Consider the following 19,663-nt stretch of genomic DNA (forward strand, 5'->3'; position numbering starts at 1 on the left):
ATCGATCGGGCTCTCCCTCGCTCCTCGCGCACCTGCCGGGTGGTGGCCGACGCGTCACCCCACCCTCCGCCCGCGTTCGGGACGGGCACGATCCGGACTGCTCCATACGGATGAACGCTTCAGGCGTCGGTGTCAGTGTCAGTGTCAGTGGTGGCATCGGCGTCGGCGTCGGCGTCGGCGTCGGCGGGACGGTCGGTTCCCAGGTGGCGGTTGAGGGGCGGTTCCCGCGCGAGTACGGCGCCGATGGTGAACGCGAAGGTGAGCGCGGCGCACACCACGATCAGCCACGACAGCATCGTCAGGACCAGGCCCAGCGAGCCGTACTCGCTCAGGGCCCGGTTGAGCGCGTTGGGCATGTAGAGGCGGGCCGTGAGGCCGAGGACGGTCGTGGCCGTCGCGGCGAGAAGGGCGCCGGGCAGGAGTGGTAGCCAGCGGACGCGCTTGACCAGCAGGAGGTGCTGGGTCCACAGCCACACCCCGGTGCTGACGAGGAAGTACAGCGGGACGCCCAGCCAAGCGCCGGCCCCGAAGCCGCTGCGGATCGGCGCCTGGAGGAGCACCACGAGGACCAGGGCCAGCAGCCACACCGTCCACCGCCAGGCGGCGATCCGGGTCCCCGCCCTGGGCAGCCCCCAAGCCCGCTCGCACACCCGGGCCATGGCGCGGCTGAAGCTCGTGGCCGAGACGAGGGCCACGAGCGCGCCCACGGCCCCGCTGGTCTCCTTCAGCCCTTCGGTGCCGGAACCGTTCAGGACCTTCTGCAGTTCCTGGTCCGACACGCCGGTCAGGCCGAACATGGCGCGCAGGGAGTCGCGCATCTGGTCCCGTACGCCGTGCGGAGCGAAGGCCGCCAGGGCGAACAGCAGCGGCACCGCTGCCAAGAACGCCTGGGCCGCGAGCCGGGTTCCCGCGTCAAGCAGGTTCCCGCTCATCAGCCTGCTCGTCAGCTCGGTGAGAACGGGAAAGCGGCTCTCGGCACCCCTCCGGATGCTCCGCACCCGGCTCGCCCACCTCATCCGGCCTCCCGTACCCACCCCGCCCGTCCATTGGACGGGGCGGCACGGTCCCGGGCGAGCCCGCCGATCCGTACGGGGGAACGCCGGGGCGCGTCCAGGGGCGCGTCAGGGGGCGCGTCCGAGGGCGCGTCCCACCGACGTGCGCGGGACGCCACCTGGGTGAACCATGGAGGGAGGTCGTGCGTGCGGCAGCCGCCGACGGGGGCAGTCAGAGCATTTGTTTTCGGCTTCGTCTCCGAGAGGTGGCGAGCGTGGACGTCTTCGATGCCGTCGTCGTCGGATCGGGGTTCGGCGGGGCCGTGACCGCGTACCGCCTGGCCGAGGCCGACCTCCGCGTGTGCGTACTCGAACGGGGAAAGCCGTTCCCTCCCGGCTCCTTTCCGCGGAGCCCCCACGAAACGGCCAAGAACTTCTGGGATCCGGATTCCCGCCTGTTCGGGATGTACGACATGTGGAGCTTCTCGAAGATGGACGCGCTGGTGTCCAGCGGGCTCGGCGGTGGCTCCCTGATCTATGCGAACGTGCTGATCCGCAAGCCGGAGGACTGGTTCGTGCACGAGTCGTTCGACGGCGGCTACGAGAACTGGCCCGTCACCTATCGGGACCTCGAACCACATTACGAATCCGTCGAGACCATGCTGGGCGCCGAGCGGTACCCCTTCGATGTGGAGCCCTACGCGCACACGCCCAAGACCCATGCCATGCGGGACGCTGCCGAGAGCCTCGGTCTTCCGTGGGAACTTCCGCACCTGGCCGTCTCCTTCGGAGACCGTCCTGGTGCTCCCCTCCCGGGCGGTGAGGACAATCTGCACCACGCCCCGCGCTACGGGTGCAGGCTCGTCGGTGAATGCGACCTCGGCTGCAACTTCGGCAGCAAGAACAGTCTGGATTTCACCTACCTCAGCGCCGCGGACCGGCTCGGGGCGGAGATCCGCACCCTCTGCGAGGTCCGCTCGTTCGAACGGGTCGAGGAAGGGTTCCTGGTCTCCTACATCGACCACAACGCCGACGCAGATCCGTCGGCTCGTCCCGTGCGGCACACCATCAGGGCCAGGCACCTGATCCTCTCCGCCGGCACGCTCGGCACCACCTATCTGCTGCTGCGGAACCGCAGCGCCTTTCCCGCGCTCAGCCCCGCCCTTGGTACGCGTTTCTCCGGGAACGGGGACTTTCTCGGCCTTGTGTTCAAGGCACGGAAGGGAAATGAACCCCGCCTCCTGGAACCGAGTTTCGGCCCGGTCATCACGAGTGCCATCAAGGTGGACCGCGAAGGGAGCGGCGCGAGGGACCGGGGCTTCTACATCGAGGACGCCGGATACCCGGAGTTCCTCAACTGGCTCGTCGAGCACAACGTCCTCACCCTGTCCCACAGGGTCGGGAGGTTCCTGTTGCGGCGAGGGTGGTCCCAGCTGACCAGGACCGCCAGAAGCCGGGTGGGGCGACAGCTCAACGAGGCGATGGGCAAAGGGCTGTTCACCGCGACGTCCGTGCCGTTGCTCGGCATGGGCAGAGACGTCCCCAACGGCCGGATGTTCCTCCGGGACGGGCATCTGGACCTCGACTGGAAACTGGCCGCGTCCAATGAGTACTTCAACCAGATGAACGCGACCATGCAGGCCGTGTCCCACAGTCTCGGCGGACGCTACGCCGCGAATCCCCTGTGGTTGCTCAACCGCCTCATCACCGTGCATCCCGTGGGCGGCGCGCCGATGGGGCACAACGCGCGGGAAGGCGTGGTGGATTCCTTCGGGCGGGTGTACGGCTGCCCCGGCCTTTCGATCGCCGACGGCTCGGTGCTGCCCGGACCAGTGGGCCCGAATCCCTCGCTCACCATCGCGGCGCTGGCCGACCGGTCGGCCCTCCGTCTCGTCGAGGACCTCCAGCAGAACGGTACGGGACCCTCATGACGCGCAGATCACTCATCCTCGCCGGCGGTGGCCTGAAGGTCGCCTACCAGGCGGGCGTCCTCCAAGTCCTGCTCGACGAGGCCGAGTTGACCTTCGACCATACCGACGGCGCCAGCGGAGGCGTGTTCAACCTCGCGATGTACTGCCAGGGCATGTCCGGGCGCGAGATCGCGGACAACTGGCGCAAGCTCTCTCCGCTGAAAGGCGTCACGCCGAACTGGCGTGAGTTGCCGAAGGGACCGTACGCCCGCTCCCTTTTCACGCTGGACGGCTATCGGCGTCGCGTGTTTCCGGAGTGGGGGTTGGACTGGGCTCGCATCCGGGCCACCGATCGGGAAGCCACCTTCAATCTCTACAACTTCAGCGCCAACGAGCTCGAGGTGGTGACCGCCGACGGCATGGACGAAGAGCGGTTCTGCGCCGGGGTGGCACTGCCCATGTGGTTCCCTCCGGTCGTCATCGACGGGCAGACCTACATCGACCCGGTCTATCTGACCGATGGAAACGTCGAGGAGGCGATCCGGCGAGGCTGCGACGAGCTGTGGATCGTCTGGACGGTCAGCCGGAGGCACCGCTGGCGGGACGGCTTCATCGCCAACTACTTCCACATCATCGAGACGACCGCCAACGGTCAGCTCCAGCACTGGCTGCGCCGGGTCGAGGCCAGCAATGCGGCAATCCGCCGAGGGGAGGAAGGAGAGTTCGGCCGCCCGATCGAGGTCCGGCTCCTGGAGGGCGAGGTACCCCTCAACTACCTCATCAACTTCAGCAGGGACCGTTTCGCCCAGGCCGTCGAGCTCGGAGTCCAGCGTGCCCGCTCCTGGTGCACGGAGCAGGGGATCCCCTGGAAGCCCGGTGCCCCTCCGGGCCGCCCCGACGATCGGACCCGGCTGCGCTTCACCGAACGCATGGTGGGCCGTGTGGTCTTCGGGGAGGACGAGGGCACGCAAGGGCTCCCGCCCGAGGGGCGAGCGGCGGCCGACCTCGCCCTGCACGTGACCGTCGACATCCAAGGCGTGGACCGCTTCCTCGTCGACCCCGCGCACGAGGCCGCGCTGCGCGGCGAGGTCGTCTGCCAGGAGCTGGGCGGGCGCCTTCCGATCGACCGAGGAACCTTCCAGCTGTTCGTGGAGCACGACGACCCGCAGCATCTGCGGATGCTCTACCGCGTGTTCTTCGCCGACCGGGCCGGCCACCCGCTCACGCTCAGCGGGTACAAGGACGTCCGCGAGGACTCCCGTAGAGGGGTCTGGAAGGACACGTCCGTCCTCCACACGCGCGTGCTCCGCGGCCATGTCCACGCCGACGAGGAGTCCGAGGCCGAGACGGTGGCCTCGGGAACCATCCGCATCCGCCCCGCCGACTTCCTGAAGCAGCTCACCACCTTCCGGGTCGAAGCCCCGACGCTGCCCGGCAGGGTGACCACGCTCGGGCGATTCGGCCAGTTCTTCGCCGGCAGGCTCTGGGACGTCTACGCACAGAACGTCCTGCCCTGGTCCCCACTGTGACCGGGTCCGCCGTGACCGAGTCCGCCGTCACAGAGTCCGCCTGATCGAGTCCGCCGTGACCGAGGAGGAGCAGTCGTGGACTTCCATGAGCTGCGCAAGCACGCGGAGGCGCTCCGGTTCACCCCCCAGGAACCGGTGCGCTGGCTGGCGCCGAAGGAGCTGACCCGTACGGCGGTCAAAGTCGGCCTCGCCGCCATGTTCGCCGGCTACTCGGACAAGCGCGAGATCCAGGGCGCGCTCGAAGCAGGACTCCTGCACGCACCGCTCTCCCACCCCCGGGCCGAGGAGATCTGGATCGACTTCGTCGCGGACCTCGGCGACGGCTTCGAGGCGACGGCCTCGGTGGCGGCCGCCCTGGGGGCCGACTCGCTCCCCGTACCCGAGCACACCCGGCTCCCCCGTGGCTCGCTGCTCGTCCTCGGCGGGGACCAGGTGTACCCGGTGGCGTCGACGAGCGCGTACGAGGACCGGATGAAGGGCCCCTACCGCGCCGCGCTGCCGTGGGCCCCGGACGAGCCGCTCATGGTCGCGCTGCCGGGCAACCACGACTGGTACGACGGACTCACCGCGTTCCTGCGGGTGTTCGCCCAGGAGCGTCCCATCGGCGGCTGGGAGACCCGGCAGACCCGGAGCTACTTCGCCGTGCAGCTGCCCCAGCGCTGGTGGCTCGTCGGCCTCGACAGCCAACTCGGCTCGTACGTCGACGATCCGCAGCGGCGCTACTTCGAGACCCACCTGTCGCCACTGCTGGAGCCCGGGGACAGCGTGATCGTCTGCTCCGCCGCGCCCACCTGGGTGAAGAGCGTCGAGGAGCCCGACGCCTTCAACTCACTGCACTGGTTCGACCGCAACATCGTACGGAGCCGGTTCGACCGGGAGACCCGGACGCACGAGCCCACGGGGGCGTCGATCCGGCTGTGGCTGACCGGCGACAAGCACCACTACGCCCGCTACGCGGAACGGCTGCCCGACGACGCGCCCGGAGCCGGCGACAGGCCGGGAGCCGAGGGCGGCACTGGAGCCGACGGCGCCCTGCCGCCGGACCCGCGGCGCCGCCAGATGGTGACGTGCGGCCTCGGCGGCGCGTACCTGGCGGCCACGGAACGGCTCCCGAAGGAGCTGTCGCTGCCGTCGGCCGCCTCGCGCCTGCGGGAGAAGGACGACCCGCCCGTCTCGTTCACCCTCGCCCCGCACACGTACCCGGATCCGGAGGAGTCCCGCTCGCTCGCCCGCGCGATCGCCAAGCCCTGGTCGCGGCACTGGCTCCCGCTGCGCAACCCCGGGTTCGCGGTCCTGGCCGCGGTGGTCCAGATCGTGCTCGCCCTCGTCATGACGGGCGCCTTCGCGCTGGGCGAGGGCAGACACAATCCCGTCGACGCCCTGCGGGCCGCCGACGGCGAGGACCTGCTCGGCCTGCTCTGCACGAGCGCCGGCTTCTTCCTCCTGCCCTTCGTGATCGGCTGGTGGCGCGGGCTGCTGCGCGAACGGCGGCCCAGGGCACCGTCCGGCCCTGTCGTGGCCGTGCTGTTCCAGCTGGCGGTCACCGCCGCCGCGGTGGCCGCCACCGTCGCCATCGCGCGGGAGGTCCCGTCCTCCTGGAACGGGCTCCTGGTGCTCCTCATCCTGCTGGTCGTCGCCGCCGTGGCGGGCGCGTCCCTCGGGTCGGAGCTCTTCGCCCTGTGGGTGCGGTGGTCGCACGAGGGCGAGGCCGCCGAGTGGCAGATGTCCGGGCAGTCCATCGACGACCACAAGGGCTTCGTCCGGATGCACATCGCGCGGGACGGCACCCTCACCCTCTTCCCCCTTGCGCTCGACAGCACGTGCCGGGACTGGCGCCTGGAGGAGGACGCGGATCCCCGGGCGGCCGCGTGGACGCGGCCGGTGCCCGTGACACCGCCGACCGTCCGGCTCATCGAAGAGCCCGTCGTGATCGCGGGTCGGCCCGAGGTGGCCTCCTCCTGGCTGGCCTCCGCCCGGCAGCTCTCGGTCAAGTGGCTCAAAAGCCGTCGGTCGCCCGAATAAACCCCGTACGAATCAAGGTCACTTCATCGAGGTAATCCCCCCGGGATCAAGCGGTGACCAGGGCAATTCCGCGGCTACTGTTCACCGGGATCCGGACGGATTCCCGACGGTACGACCCGCTTTCCACCCCTCGACGTTCCCTCTCTCGCCGTGCGTAAGGAGTTCTCGTCCGATGACCGTTGAGACCGGCCCGGAAGCCGAGGCGGCACTGCCCCGGCAGTCCAGCCTGAGCACCGCGGCCGCCCGCAAGCTCGCCTCCACGACCAAGTCCGCCCCGCAGATGCGGGAGATCACCGATCGCTGGCTGCTGCGGATGCTCCCCTGGGTCGACACCAAGGGCGGCGCCTACCGGGTGAACCGGCGGCTCAGCTACACCGTCGGCGATGGGCGCATCGAGTTCGTCCAGGACGGCACGGACGTACGGGTGATCCCCCAGGAGCTCGGCGAACTGCCCCTGCTGCGCGGCTTCGAGGACGTGGAGGTGCTGACCGCGATCGCGGGCAGGTGCGTCCAGCGCGACTTCCGGGCCGGTGAGGTGCTCGTCGAGCGCGGTACGCCCGCCCGGCACATCCACCTGATCGCCCGCGGCCGGATCAACCAGACCTCCGTCGGCAAGTACGGCGACGAGGTCGGCGTCGCGGTGCTCGCCGACGGCGACCGGTTCGGCGAGCACGTCCTGCTGGACGGCGAGGGCAGCTGGCCCTACTCCGCCACCGCCGAGACCGCAGGCACCCTGCTCACCCTGTCCCGCGCCGACTTCGCCGCCGTGCTCTCCTCGGCCCCCCATCTCCAGGCCCATGTACGGCAGTTCAGCTCGCTGCCGGACCGACGCCAGAACCACCACGGCGAGGCCGAGATCGCGATGTCCGCGGGACACACCGGCGAAGTCGCACTGCCCGGTGCGTTCGTGGACTACGAGCTGAAGCCGCGGGAGTACGAACTCTCCCTCGCGCAGACCGTCCTGAAGGTCCACACGAGGGTCGCCGACCTCTACAACGGGCCGATGAACCAGACGGAGGAGCAGCTCAGGCTCACCGTCGAGGCGCTGCGGGAGCGCCAGGAGTACGAGCTCATCAACAACCGCGAGTTCGGTCTGCTGCACAACGCCGACTACAAGCAGCGGATCCAGCCCCACTCCGGCCCGCCCACCCCGGACGACCTCGACGAGCTGCTCTGCCGCCGCCGCGGCACCAAGCTCTTCCTCGCCCACCCGCGGACGATCGCCGCGATCGGGCGCGAGTGGAACGCCTCCGGGCTCTACCCGGAGACCGCCGAGCTCGAAGGGCGCCAGGTCCTCGCCTGGCGCGGGGTCCCGATCCTGCCCTGCGACAAGATCCCGATCAGCGCGGAGAACACCAGCTCGATCCTCGCCATGCGCCTCGGCGAGGACAACCAGGGCGTCATCGGGCTGCGCCAGACGGGCCTGCCGGAGGAGTACGAACCGGGCCTGTCGGTGCGCTTCATGGGCATCAGCGAGCAGGCGATCATGTCGTACCTCGTCACCGCCTACTACTCCGCCGCGATCCTCGTGCCCAACGCCCTCGGCGTGCTGGAGAACGTACAGATCGCGCGCTGGCGCCACTAGGGCCCTCTCGCCCGGACAGTCCGCGCCCGACAGCCGGTCACGTCAGTTCCCCACCCCATCAAGGAGTTACGGATGCCCGATCCCGGGCTTTCCCCTGCCCTGTCCTCGCTGGAACGGATCCTGCGCGGCCCCACCGGTCTGGGCACGTCGAGCCTCTATCCGATCCGGCGCGAGGAGCCCCCGGCGCCGCCGGCGCCCGAGGAGCCGGCGGACCAGGCAGGACCGGTCGAAGGGGCCGCCGCGGCGGAGGGCCGGCCGATCCCCGGCCTCTACCACCACCCGGTCGCCGAACCCGACCCGGTGCGCGTGGAGGAGGTCAGCCGCCGGATCAAGGACTGGGCGGTGGAGGAGGTCGAGCTGTTCCCGGAGGAGTGGGAGGGCCAGTTCGACGGCTTCTCCGTCGGGCGCTACATGGTCGCCTGCCATCCGGACGCTCCGACCGTCGACCACCTGCTGATCGCCACGCGGCTGATGGTCGCCGAGAACGCGGTCGACGACTGCTACTGCGAGGACCACGGAGGTTCGCCCATCGGCCTCGGGGGCCGCCTCCTCCTGGCGCACACCGCCCTCGACCCGCTCCACACGACGGCGGACTACCAGCCGCAGTGGGCCGAGTCGCTGCACGCGGACGCCCCGCGCCGCGCCTACCGCTCCGCCATGGAGTACTTCGTCCAGCAGTCCACCCCCTCCCAGGCCGACCGGTTCCGGCACGACATGGCCCGGCTGCATCTGGGGTACCTCGCCGAGGCCGCCTGGTCCGAGACGGACCACGTGCCTGAGGTGTGGGAGTACCTGGCGATGCGGCAGTTCAACAACTTCCGCCCCTGCCCCACGATCACCGACACCGTCGGCGGCTACGAGCTGCCGGCCGATCTGCACGCGCAGCCCGCCATGCAACGGGTCATCGCGCTCGCCGGCAACGCGACCACCATCGTCAACGACCTGTACTCCTACACCAAGGAGCTCAACAGCCCCGGCCGGCACCTCAATCTGCCCGTGGTGATCGCCGAGCGCGAGGAGTGCTCGGAGCGCAACGCGTATTTGAAGGCGGTCGAGGTCCACAACGACCTCATGCACGCTTTCGAGGACGCGGCCGCCGACCTGGCCGCCGCCTGTCCCATCCCGAACGTGGTGCGGTTTCTGCACGGCGTGGCCGCGTGGGTCGACGGCAACCACTACTGGCACCAGACCAACACCTACCGATACAGCCTGCCCGATTTCTGGTAAGAACGGATCGATACATGACCAACACCCAGCTCCCCTCTGTCGCCGGCGCCACCGCTTTCATCCCCTCCCCGGCGACGCCCTACCAGGGAGACATCGCCCGTTACTGGAACAACGAGGCCAGGCCCGTGAACCTGCGCCTCGGTGACGTGGACGGGCTCTATCACCACCACTACGGCATCGGCGACGTGGACCACGCCGCTCTCGGGGATGCCGAGGACAGCGCGTACGAGAAGAAGTTGATCGCCGAACTCCACCGTCTGGAGTCGGCCCAGACGGACGTTCTCCTGGACAACCTCGGCTCCATCGGGAGCGACGACACGCTCGTGGACGCGGGCTGCGGCCGGGGCGGTTCGATGGTCATGGCGCACCAGCGGTTCGGCTGCAAGGTGGAGGGCGTGACCCTCTCGGCCACGCAGGCCGATTTCGCGAACACGCGCGCCAGGGAACTCGGCATCGAGGACTCCGTCCACGCCCAGGTGTGCAACATGCTCGACACGCCGTTCGAGACGGGGCAGGCGGCGGCCTCGTGGAACAACGAGTCGAGCATGTACGTCGACCTGCACGACCTCTTCGCCGAGCACTCCCGCGTGCTTGAGGTCGGCGGTCGCTATGTGACCATCACCGGCTGCTGGAACCCGCGTTACGGCCAGCCCTCGAAGTGGGTGTCCCAGATCAACGCGCACTTCGAGTGCAACATCCACTCCCGCCGGGAGTACCTGCGCGCCATGGCCGACAACCGCCTCGTCCCGCAGGCGATCGTCGACCTGACGCCCGCGACCCTGCCCTACTGGGAGCTGCGGGCGACGTCGTCCCTGGTCACCGGGATCGAGGAGGCGTTCATCAACTCGTACAAGGACGGCTCGTTCCAGTACGTCCTGATCGCGGCGGACCGCGTCTGACCTGACGTGGGTGTGTGACCGAGAGCGGGCGTGGTGGTCTGTCGTCCACCGCGCCCGCTCTCCTACAGTGCGTGCTGCGCCGCCCTGCTTCTCGTCCGCCCCCGTGTCCGACCGCGCCGACGTACAGCCGTCGAACAGGAGCATCCCGTGGACATGACCACCCGCCCCGGCTCCGTCCCCGAACTGGACCCCGCATTCGTGCGGCGGTGGCAGGCCGACGGAGGGGAGCTCGTCGACCTGCTCGCCCAGGCACGCGAACGGCTCGGCGGCATCGCCGCGTTCCGGCTCGGTCCGCGGCCGACCGTCCTGGTGACCGACCCGGAGGCCGTGCAGCACGTCCTCGCACTCCGTCCCAACGTGTACGTGAAGCGCTCGCACCGTGCGCGGCTGCTGATCGGCGACGGCGTCCTGGCCGCGACGGGCGACGCGTGGCAGAGGCAACGGAAGGTGCTGCAGGCGCAGTTCACGGGCAGAGGCATGCGGCGCTACGAGCAGCGGATCGGCGAGGCCGCCCGGACCGCCGCGGCGCGCTGGGCCGCGTACGCCCGCACTGGGCAGGAGTTCGACGTCGGCGAGGAGATGCGCCGGTTCGCCCTGGACACCATCTGGCGCTCGATGACGGGGCATCCCCTCGACCCCCTGACGGAGCGTGAGCTCGACTCCGTGCCCGCCGTGGTGGCCGCGCTGCCGACCCTGCCCGCCGACGGGGACGCCGCCCGAGGGGCCGTCGCCGACGAGCTGGCGCGGATCGACGCCGTGGCGAGCAGGGCCATCGCCGCCGTCCGGGACGGAGACACGGCGCCGCCCGACGGCCCGGGCCTGCTGCACGTCCTGGTCGAGGCGGGCGAGACGCTCCCCTCGTACACCGACCGGCTGATCCGGGACGAACTGGTCACGCTCCTCGTCGCCGGCCACGAGACCACCGCCACCACGCTGACGTGGCTCCATCTCCTCCTGGACCGGAACCCACAGGCGCGGGAGCACGCGCTCGCCGCGGGAGCCGAGGGCTCTCCCGAACGGCGCCAGGCCGTCCAGGCGCTCGTCCACGAGACGCTGCGGCTCTACCCGCCGGCCTGGATGCTGCCGCGCAGCGCCGCGGAGGACGACGTCCTCGCCGGCCACGAGGTCGAGTCCGGAATCGACGTCCTGGTCTGCCCGTACCTCACGCACCGGGACCCCGGCCTCTGGGAGGACCCCGAGTCCTTCGACCCGGGGCGCTTCACGACCCCCGGACGCCGTCCCGGTCACCCAGGGAGCTACCTCCCGTTCGGGATCGGGCCCCGGGCGTGCCTCGGTCTGCAGTTCGCGCTGCGGGAGTCGACCGTGCTCCTCGAGCACCTCCTGCCCGTCCACGTACCGCGCTTCCGCTCGGCGCCGACCAAGGCCGCGTACGGCATCACGGTGCGGCCCGACGGCCCGGCCCTCGCGACGCTGGGGTAGGGCGTCGGCATATTGACTGCCCTTGACAGGGGGACCTACGCTCCGCTGCACCGCTGGGATCTTGCCGTCAACTCGACCGAGGAGATGCACAAGGATGAGTGCCCAGAGCGAGCGGAAGCTCGTCCGTCGCCGCCTCCTGACCGGCCTCGGCGCCACCGGCGTGGCCGCCGCCGCGACGCAACTCCCCGCGCCCCAGGCGGCCGCCGGCCCTCCGAGCCGCTCCGACCTCACGTACTACTGGGAGTCCCAGCAACGGTCCCTCGGCTACTCCCAAGGCGTGCGGGTGGACAACGTCGTCTGGCTGTCGGGCACGGCGGCGCTCGACAAGGACTTCAACCCCGTCGCCCCCGACGACCTGCCCGCCCAGATGAAGTTCGTCTACGAACGGATCCGGGAGAGCCTCGCCAAGTACGGCCTGAGCTTCCGCCACGTCGTGCGCGAGAACATGTACGTCACGGACATGTCGGCCCTGGTCGGCGCCCTGCCTTACCGGAAGAGCGTGTACGGCGACGGCCCCTTTCCCACTTCCACGACCCTTCAGGTCAATCAGCTGCTCGTGCCCGGGCTGATGATCGAGATCGAGGTGACGGCCTGCCGGGCCTGAGGGCCGAGGTCAGGGGAGGGCGGCTCCCGGGGACAGGTGGTAGCGGGCGGCGTCCGGCAGGGGACGGCGGTCCTCGGGGGCGAGCATGTCCCTGCGCTCGAACCAGGCCGTCAACTGGGTCCTGGCCCGGCCGTCGCGCTCCCTGAACCGGTCGTCGGGGCCACCGGCCGAAGCCTCCGCGGCCTCGGCGGGCGAGATCTCACGCAGGAGCACCCGGATCGGGCCCTCGTCGTCATCGGGCGCGGTCAGCGCCAGGACCGAGAAGGCGGTTCCCGGCGGGAACACCACCTCGGGCTCGTCGTCCGGGCCGCCGAAGACGGACGTCCGGCGGCCCGTGGTGGACCAGACGCCGAACTCGACGGAGCCCTCCAACTCGGCGTCGCACGCCGGGACCGCCGCGACCGGGGCGGGCTCGACGAGCAGGGAGCCCGGCAAGTACCGGTCCAGCGGCACGTCCTCGGCCGGGGCCGCGAGCATGACGGCCCCGTAATGACCGGGCAGCCGGCGCAGCCCCGACCCGAGGCAGCACAGCAGGTGCGCCGGCGGCCCGGGCTGCGCTGCCCGGGCGGCCGCGACCAGGCCTGCGCGGGGGACCGGGTCGGGGGCGTCGGCGTGGTAGAGCGCGACGGCGACCAGGTCGGGCTTGAGGTCGTCCTGCGGCGAGGACCGCAGGGACGGCAACCGCGAGGCCAGCCGCTCGGCCTTCCCGGCCAGGAGGTGGAACCGCTCGCCGAGCAACTCCCGCAGTGCGGCGCGGTCGCCGGGGGTGCTGCGGGTGGCTGGGCCGGCGGGGGTTGTGGGTGGGGCTGCAGGCTGGGCCACCGCAGGTGCTACGGGGGGCTGTTGAGCCGCCGGGGCGAACGGGGGGCCGGGAGGCGTGGCCCGGTCCGGCACCGTCGGGGCGGCCGCGACAGGGTCCGGCTCCGCCAGGGCCTGGGGTCCACCCCCGGAACCGTGCACAGCCGGCGGCACCGGGCTGCCGTCCGGCGTCCCGGAGCCAGCCGCGCGGGGCGCGGCAACCTCGGACTCGTCCGGTGCGGCCGGGGCGGGCGCGAGCCCGGCGTCGGCCTCGGGGGCGGGACCTCCCCCGGCCCCGTCCGGTACGGGCGAAAGTTCGGTCTCCGTCGGGTCGAGCCAGGTCAGGCCGTGGATGTCGGCAAAGGCGCGGGTGGTCTCCGTGTCGGTGCCCGGGCCGTCGGCCAGTAGGGCGTACGGGGCGGTGGCGCCCAGGTCCGGGAGGGTGGCCAGGACGGCGGGTAGGGCCTCCCAGACCTCCGGGTCGGCGCTGTGGAGCGTGTCGCCGACGACCAGCACAGGGCCGGCCGGGTCGGGGCGCAGCGTGCGGGGCCACGGGGCGGCCGGGGTTCCCTCCGGGCGCAGCCAGAGGCCGGCCGGTACGGCCTCCAGTTCCCAGCCCGCACACACGCCCCGGTGCACGGCCGGGGCCTTCGTGTCGAGCCCGGGCAGGCGCAGCCACGCCGAGGGGACGACGCGTCGGTGTTCGGGCGAGGCGGTGAGCTCGACCAGCAGGGGTTGCCAGGTGGGCGTACCCCGCGCGTCGAGGAACGTCGTCGCGTGGTCGTCGGCGGTGCGTACGGGCAGGCCGACGGCGACCCGTACGGTTCGGCCGAACCGGACGGCCAGCGCGACGGCCATGCCGGTGAGTTCGGCCGGGTCGGCCCAGGGAGCGGCCAGGAACAGGCCGTCCGGCTCCGGGGCGACCTCGGCCACGAGGTCCAGCAATTCGGCGGCGGGCAGCGACGGCTGCCGCGGTGTACCCACGCCGAGGAGCAGGTCGTCGGGCCCGACGCCGATGAGCGTCTCCACGTCCTCCGGAATCCGCCCCAGCCAGAACCCGCCCGGAACGGGCCGGCAGCGCGGACCGCCGCCGTCCGGCTCCGCGTACACGCCGCCACTGGACTCCGACACGATCGGGACGGGCGGCCCCGCGGGCGCCGGTGGCGGCTCCTCCTCCTGCGCCGACGCCGCGGGCGACCGCTCGGCCTGGTCCGGGTCGGCCTGGTCCTGGCCGGCCGACGCCAAGGGCGCCTCCTCGTCCGGCACCCGTGGTGGCCACGTCGGGTCCAACTCCCTTGCCGTACACCCAGGTTCACTCAGCCACCAGGTGCCCGGCGGGGTCACCCGGAGGGAGCCGTCCGGTTCGACCGTGACCATGGTGTCCGGGGCGATCACCGGGAAATCCGCCGACGTCGCCACCGCGTCCAGCGGGCGGGTGCCGTCCGGGGCCCCTGCGGCCAGGCCCGACGCGGCCAGCACCAGCCGGGCCGCGCCGCGGTCGGTGGCCAGGGCCACCAGGTCCGGGAGGGAGCGGCGCAAGACCGGCGCCGCGTCGGGAGCGGCAGCCAGGACCAGTACGGCGTCCGGCAGCGGTGCCAGGCCGCTCAGGGCTGCCGTCAGGGCGGGCACGGCCTCCTCGGGGGCGATGACCAGGTGCGGGCCGACGGGCCACACGCTCGATCCGGCCGGTGGGGGCGGCGTGCTCATCCAGGGATTCCGTTCTGCGGGTCGTGGCCGTCGGGGTCGAGCAGCGGTGTCTGGAGCTGCACCGTCCGGCGCCGGGTGATGTGCAGCGCGCGGCCCGCGGGCAGCACCTTCGGCTTGGTGTTGCCGAAGAGGTAGCCCTCGCTCGACGGACACGACAGCAGCACGGCGGGGGTGTTGACGTCCTGGAGCTTGCGCAGGAGCTGGTCGCCCAGGCCCCGGCCGGCCCCGTTCGCGGAGCGGGCGACGATGACGTGCAGGCCGATCTCGGCGCCCTGGGCGAGGTGGTCGAGGACGGCCGCGAACGGGTGCGCCGCCATCGAGCCGCCCACCAGGTCGTAGTCGTCCACGATCACGAACAGCTCGGGCCCGCTCCACCAGTCCCGCGCCCGCAGCCGATCGGGGGTGATGTCGGCGGACGGCACCCGGTTGGCGATGGCCTTCCCGGCGCCGGTGATCATCTGCCGCAGCGGGTCGGCGGAGACGGCGTACCCGAGCCGGTACTCCTCGGGCACCGTCTCGTACATCTCGCGCCGGAAGTCGACCAGCATGATGCGGCCCTCGTCGGGGGTGTACGCACGCATGATCTGGCCGGTGATGTGCTTGAGCAGGTTGGTCTTGCCGGACTCGCTGTCGCCGACGACGATCAGGTGCGGGTCCTGCGAGAAGTCGTGCCACAGCGGCTGGACCTCGTGCTCCTCCAGACCGAGCGGGATCCGCAACGAGCCGTGCGGCTCGGGCAGTTCGGCCGCGTCCAGTATCAGCGGCAGCATCCGGACCTCCGGCGCCCGCGGGCCCGTCCAGTGATCCGCGACGACGTCGACCAGGTCGGCGACGCCCTCACTCAGGTCGTGCACGGTGCCGATGCCGTCCGTGCGGGGCAGTGCGCACAGGAAGTGCATCTGGTCCTCGGTCATGCCGCGTCCGGGGATCTTGGGCACCTTGCCGGCCGCGCGCATGTTGATGACGGAGTCCACCGCGTCGCCGAGGCGCAGTTCGAACCGGGTCTGCAGCTGGTCGCGCAGGGCGCCGGTGATCTCGCCCCAGCGGGTGGTGCCGATGACCAGGTGGACACCGTAGTTGAGGCCCCGCTGGGAGATCAGAGTGAGGGCCGGGACCAAGTCCATGAACTCCTGGCGCAGGGTGTTCCAGCCGTCGACGACCAGGAACACGTCCCCGTGCGGGTCGTCGGGCAGCTCCCCCGCCGCCTTCTTGCGGCGGAAGGCGGCGACGGAGTCGATGCCGAGTTCCGCGAAGTACTTCTCGCGGCGGGTGATGACCGAGTTGACCTCGGCGATGGTGCGGGTGACCCGGTCGGGGTCGTGGCGGCCGGTGACCCCGCCGACGTGCGGCAGTCCGCGCAGGCCCGAGAGGGTGCCACCGCCGAAGTCCAGGCAGTAGAACTGCACTTCGGCCGGGGTGTGGGTGAGCGCGAGGCCCGTCATGAGGGTGCGGATGAGGGTGGACTTGCCGGACTGCGGGGCGCCGGCGACGCCGACGTGCCCGTCGGCGCCGCCGAGGTCGGCCACGAGCAGGTCCCGCACCTGCTGGAAGGGGCGGTCGATCACGCCCACCGGAACCTTGAGGCCACCGCGCGCCTCGCCCTCCACGGTGAAGCCGTACGTGGGGTCGGGCCCGATCGGGGGCAGCAGTTCGTCCAGTGTCGGCGGGACGTCGAGCGGCGGCAGCCACACCTGGTAGGCGGGGGGACCCGCGTCCAGGAGACGTTCGGCGGCGATGTCGAGGAGGGACCTGGTCTCCTCGACCTCCGGCTCCTGTTCCTGCTCCTCCTCCGGTACGGCGGGCAGGGTACGGGGGGCCACGTAGTCGGTGCCGAAGGCCACGACCTGGCCCTCGATGACGGCGCGCCGGGCGGACGGGCGCAGCTTCTGCTTGTACGCGCCCGACACGTAGGCGGCCTTGAAGCGGGTGAGGGTGGAAATGTCGCTGCGCAGGTAGCCGTTGCCGGGCTGGGACGGCAGCTGGTAGGCGTCGGGCACGCCGAGCACACCGCGGGACTCCATGGCGGAGAAGGTGCGCAGACCGATCCGGTAGGAGAGGTGGGACTCCAGCTGGTGGACCCGGCCCTCGTCCAAGCGCTGGGAGGCGAGCAGCAGATGGACGCCCAGGGACCGGCCGAGGCGGCCGATCATGACGAAGAGGTCCATGAAGTCCCGGTGCGCGGAGAGCAGTTCGGAGAACTCGTCGACCACGACGAACAGGGTGGGCAGCGGATCGAGCGGGGTGCCCGACGCGCGGGCGGTCTCGTACTCCAGGAGCGAGGAGTAGTTGCCCGCGGCGCGCAAGAGTTCCTGACGGCGGATCATCTCGCCGTGGAGGGCGTCGCGCATCCGGTCCACCAGGTCCGCCTCGTCGGCGAGGTTGGTGATGACGGCGGAGGTGTGGGGCAGCCGGTCGAGCCCGAGGAAGGTCGCGCCGCCCTTGAAGTCGACCAGGACGAAGTTGAGGATCTCCGAGGAGTGGGTGAGGGCCAGGGCGAGGACCAGCGTGCGCAGCAGCTCGGACTTGCCGGAGCCGGTGGCGCCGATGAGCATGCCGTGCGGGCCCATGCCTCCTTGCGCGGACTCCTTGATGTCGAGGTCGATGGGGCTGCCGTCTGGGCCGAGTCCGAGCGGGACCCGCAGCTTGTTGGACTGGTTGCGCTGCGCCCACTGCTGCTTGACGTCGAAGCGGTACAGGTCGTGGATGCCGAGCAGGGCGGTCAGGTCGAAGTCGGTGGCCAGCGGCTCGCCCGCGTCGACGCTGTCGCCGAGCCGGTAGGGAGCCATCAGCGCGGCGAGGCGGGTGGCTGCGGCCAGGGACAGCCCGTCGGGGTGGCCGAGCGGGGTGATCTCGTCCTTGCGGTTGCGGTCGGCGCCGACCATCTCCAGGGCGCTGTCGGAGCCGTCCCGGCCGCCGGTGACGCGCAGCCGGAGGGTGAGCCTGCTGTGTTTCCACTCCAGGGACGAGCCGATGTCGATCACGGTGGCATTGCGGTAGCCGCCGAGGGCGGCCCGGTGGGGCGCGCCGAACGTCGCTCCGTCGAGCACGACGACCGTGTACGGCTCGTCACGGCTCGGGGTGACATCGGGCTCGTACGGCGGCCTGGCCCCGAACTCGTCGCCGAGCAGCTGCTCCAGTTCACCGATGGTGGCCGCCACGAGCCGGAGCGGACCGGCGCCGTCGGTCTCGCTCGGGTGCAGGGCGTGCGGCAGCCACTTGGTCCACTCCCAGTGGGCGCGCCGGTCGGGCGCCGCGACCACGGCGATGCGCAGCTCGTCGGGCGCGTGGAAGGTGGCGAGCTGCGCGAGGACGGCCCGTACCAGCGCGCGCGGCTGCTCCTCCAGGGGCACGGCCGACGGGGCGGGGGCCGCGGGGGCGGGGGTGGGGGTGGAAGCGGGGGCGGTCTCGGCCGGGGACTCGGAGGAATCCGGAGAGTTCGGAGACGCGGAGGACTCCGGGGTCTCCGGGGACTCTGCGGAATCCGGCGACTCGGCCCGGATCAGGACGTGCGCGAAACCGCGCAGGTGGATGGCGACGGGCTGGCCGGCGACCGAGGCGTACGCGTGGATGAAGCGCCGGAGCGCGTGGGCACTGAGCGGTTCGAGGTCCTCGACCGGTTTGGTGGCGAGCGGCGCCAGGCGTACGGCGAGGCGCTGGGCCCCGAGGGCGATCCGTACGTCGCTGAAGTCGGGGTGGGACGAACGCCGCTCCCACAGCCGGGAGGTCCGTACCAGCGAAGCCAGCTCGCCCGGGTCCGGGTTGCGCCAGGCCAGGGCCTCCTGCTGGCGCCGGATCTCCTTGCGGACCTGGCGCCGCATCTGGGTGAGGTAGCGCAGGTAGTCGCGCCGTTCGCCGGTGAGCTCCTCCTTGCGGTCGGCGTTGCCGCGGATGATCTGGACGACGATCATGCCGATGGCGGACACGGCCATGGTGCCCATGGCGATGTACGTCATGAGGCCGCCGTTGGGCCGCAGGAAGATGAACACCATGGACAGCGAGGACAGCGCCATCGGGACCATCGTGATGATGTTCCCGATGCCGTTCTGCTTCTCGGGCAGTACGGGCGGCTCCTGAAGCTGGATCTCGCCGTCCGGCATCTCGGGCCCCGGCCGCCGTGGCGGGCGGTTGACTAGCACCACGCTCAACGAAAAAGCTCCTCACGCCTCGCCGGCCGACCGGGATTCGGCGGTCCTCGCCCAGACGGGAACGGCCGCGCGAGGCGGGGTGGTTCAACCGGCGGCTCGCGAGGGGTGGTGAACCTTCGGGGTCCCGGCACACGTTGCGTACGCCGTCGGAGCGGAAGCGGGCGAACGGTGAAAGAGTGTGCATCCATGCGTGCGTCTACGGGCGGTCGCCGGGCCATCGCGCGGGGCGGTGCGCGGGACGCCACGCGAAGCGGCGCCGCGGCACGGACCGCGGCGGTGGGAGCCGAGGAACCTGTGGGAGAACGGTGCGGACGGACGATCGGACGCAGGGGCACGACGACGAGCGGGACAGCAGTGACGCGACGCAGGGCGACGACCCGCAGGCGGACGACGTCCGCGCCCTGCTGTGCTCCTGGTCGGAACACACCGTCCCCGCCGCCGACGATCCGGCCTCCGGCACCGCCCTTGACGTGCCGCCGGCCGACGCGGCCGAGGTGACGGACGCGGTGCTCGGCCTCCTGGGACGGCCCGCAGGGCCCCCGCCGCCGGCCGGGCCCGACGCGCCCGGTGGCCGGTCCGCCGCGCTCTTCGACGAGCTGTGCCGGATCGCCCGGGCGCTCGTGGTGGACGAGCATCCCTCGGCGGCCGGCTGGACCGAGGACGAGCGGGTGGGCGTGGCCCACTGGACCGCCATCCTCATCGCGCGCGACGGCGAGGAGGGCGTCCAGGCCCTGCTGCGCGAGCTGCGACGGCGCGACCCTCGGGGCCACTGAACCCGCCGCCCTGATCCGCCCGTTCAACTGGC

12 protein-coding genes are annotated in these 19,663 nt (G+C 71.6%); 9 read left to right on the forward strand and 3 right to left on the reverse strand.

Going from position 1 to position 19,663, the window contains the following annotated elements; genetic code table 11:
- Nucleotides 1-119: 119 nt before the first annotated feature.
- Nucleotides 120-932, reverse strand: a complete 813-nt coding sequence (locus ACWCO8_RS08340) for a YhjD/YihY/BrkB family envelope integrity protein (protein WP_451031560.1) — start codon at nucleotides 930-932, stop codon at nucleotides 120-122.
- Nucleotides 933-1,195: 263 nt separating this feature from the next.
- Here ACWCO8_RS08340 and ACWCO8_RS08345 point away from each other — a divergent pair, with 263 nt between their 5' ends.
- The 8 genes from ACWCO8_RS08345 to ACWCO8_RS08380 all read left to right on the forward strand — a co-directional run bounded on the left by ACWCO8_RS08345 (nucleotide 1,196) and on the right by ACWCO8_RS08380 (nucleotide 12,208).
- The gene (locus ACWCO8_RS08345) at nucleotides 1,196-2,923 is read left to right on the forward strand and encodes a GMC oxidoreductase (protein WP_451031561.1); all 1,728 of its coding nucleotides are present in this window, start codon (nucleotides 1,196-1,198) and stop codon (nucleotides 2,921-2,923) included.
- Entirely contained in the window at nucleotides 2,920-4,431 is a 1,512-nt protein-coding gene (locus tag ACWCO8_RS08350; RefSeq protein ID WP_451031562.1) for a patatin-like phospholipase family protein, read from the forward strand. Before ACWCO8_RS08345 ends, ACWCO8_RS08350 begins: the two co-directional genes overlap by 4 nt.
- A 75-nt stretch (nucleotides 4,432-4,506) precedes the next feature.
- On the forward strand, nucleotides 4,507-6,453 hold the full coding sequence (locus ACWCO8_RS08355) for a hypothetical protein (RefSeq protein WP_451031563.1): 1,947 nt from the start codon (nucleotides 4,507-4,509) through the stop codon (nucleotides 6,451-6,453).
- Between the two features lie 172 nt (nucleotides 6,454-6,625).
- A complete protein-coding gene (locus tag ACWCO8_RS08360; protein ID WP_451031564.1) occupies nucleotides 6,626-8,038 on the forward strand; it encodes a family 2B encapsulin nanocompartment shell protein in 1,413 nt (470 codons plus the stop codon).
- Nucleotides 8,039-8,095: 57 nt separating this feature from the next.
- Complete coding sequence (locus ACWCO8_RS08365) at nucleotides 8,096-9,265, forward strand: family 2 encapsulin nanocompartment cargo protein terpene cyclase (protein ID WP_451031912.1); 1,170 nt, start codon at nucleotides 8,096-8,098, stop codon at nucleotides 9,263-9,265.
- A gap of 14 nt (nucleotides 9,266-9,279) precedes the next feature.
- On the forward strand, nucleotides 9,280-10,164 hold the full coding sequence (locus tag ACWCO8_RS08370) for a geranyl diphosphate 2-C-methyltransferase (RefSeq protein WP_451031565.1): 885 nt from the start codon (nucleotides 9,280-9,282) through the stop codon (nucleotides 10,162-10,164).
- Nucleotides 10,165-10,317: 153 nt separating this feature from the next.
- Nucleotides 10,318-11,604, forward strand: a complete 1,287-nt coding sequence (locus ACWCO8_RS08375) for a cytochrome P450 (protein WP_451031913.1) — start codon at nucleotides 10,318-10,320, stop codon at nucleotides 11,602-11,604.
- A gap of 94 nt (nucleotides 11,605-11,698) precedes the next feature.
- Entirely contained in the window at nucleotides 11,699-12,208 is a 510-nt protein-coding gene (locus ACWCO8_RS08380; RefSeq protein ID WP_451031566.1) for a RidA family protein, read from the forward strand.
- A 9-nt stretch (nucleotides 12,209-12,217) separates the two neighbouring features.
- Here ACWCO8_RS08380 and ACWCO8_RS08385 read toward each other — a convergent pair whose 3' ends face one another.
- Both ACWCO8_RS08385 and eccCa read right to left on the reverse strand, forming a co-directional pair.
- Complete coding sequence (locus ACWCO8_RS08385) at nucleotides 12,218-14,713, reverse strand: hypothetical protein (RefSeq protein WP_451031567.1); 2,496 nt, start codon at nucleotides 14,711-14,713, stop codon at nucleotides 12,218-12,220.
- Nucleotides 14,710-18,810, reverse strand: coding sequence for a type VII secretion protein EccCa (gene eccCa, locus ACWCO8_RS08390; protein WP_451031914.1), 4,101 nt, complete (start codon nucleotides 18,808-18,810; stop codon nucleotides 14,710-14,712). The genes ACWCO8_RS08385 and eccCa overlap by 4 nt, the downstream gene beginning before the upstream one ends.
- A gap of 353 nt (nucleotides 18,811-19,163) precedes the next feature.
- On the opposite strand from eccCa, the gene ACWCO8_RS08395 reads away from it, so the two are divergent.
- Nucleotides 19,164-19,631: a hypothetical protein gene (locus ACWCO8_RS08395; protein WP_451031568.1), complete on the forward strand. Its 468-nt coding sequence runs from the start codon at nucleotides 19,164-19,166 to the stop codon at nucleotides 19,629-19,631.
- The last annotated feature ends 32 nt before the right edge of the window (nucleotides 19,632-19,663 follow it).

The sequence above is a fragment of the Streptomyces sp. NPDC001927 genome (assembly GCF_053594455.1).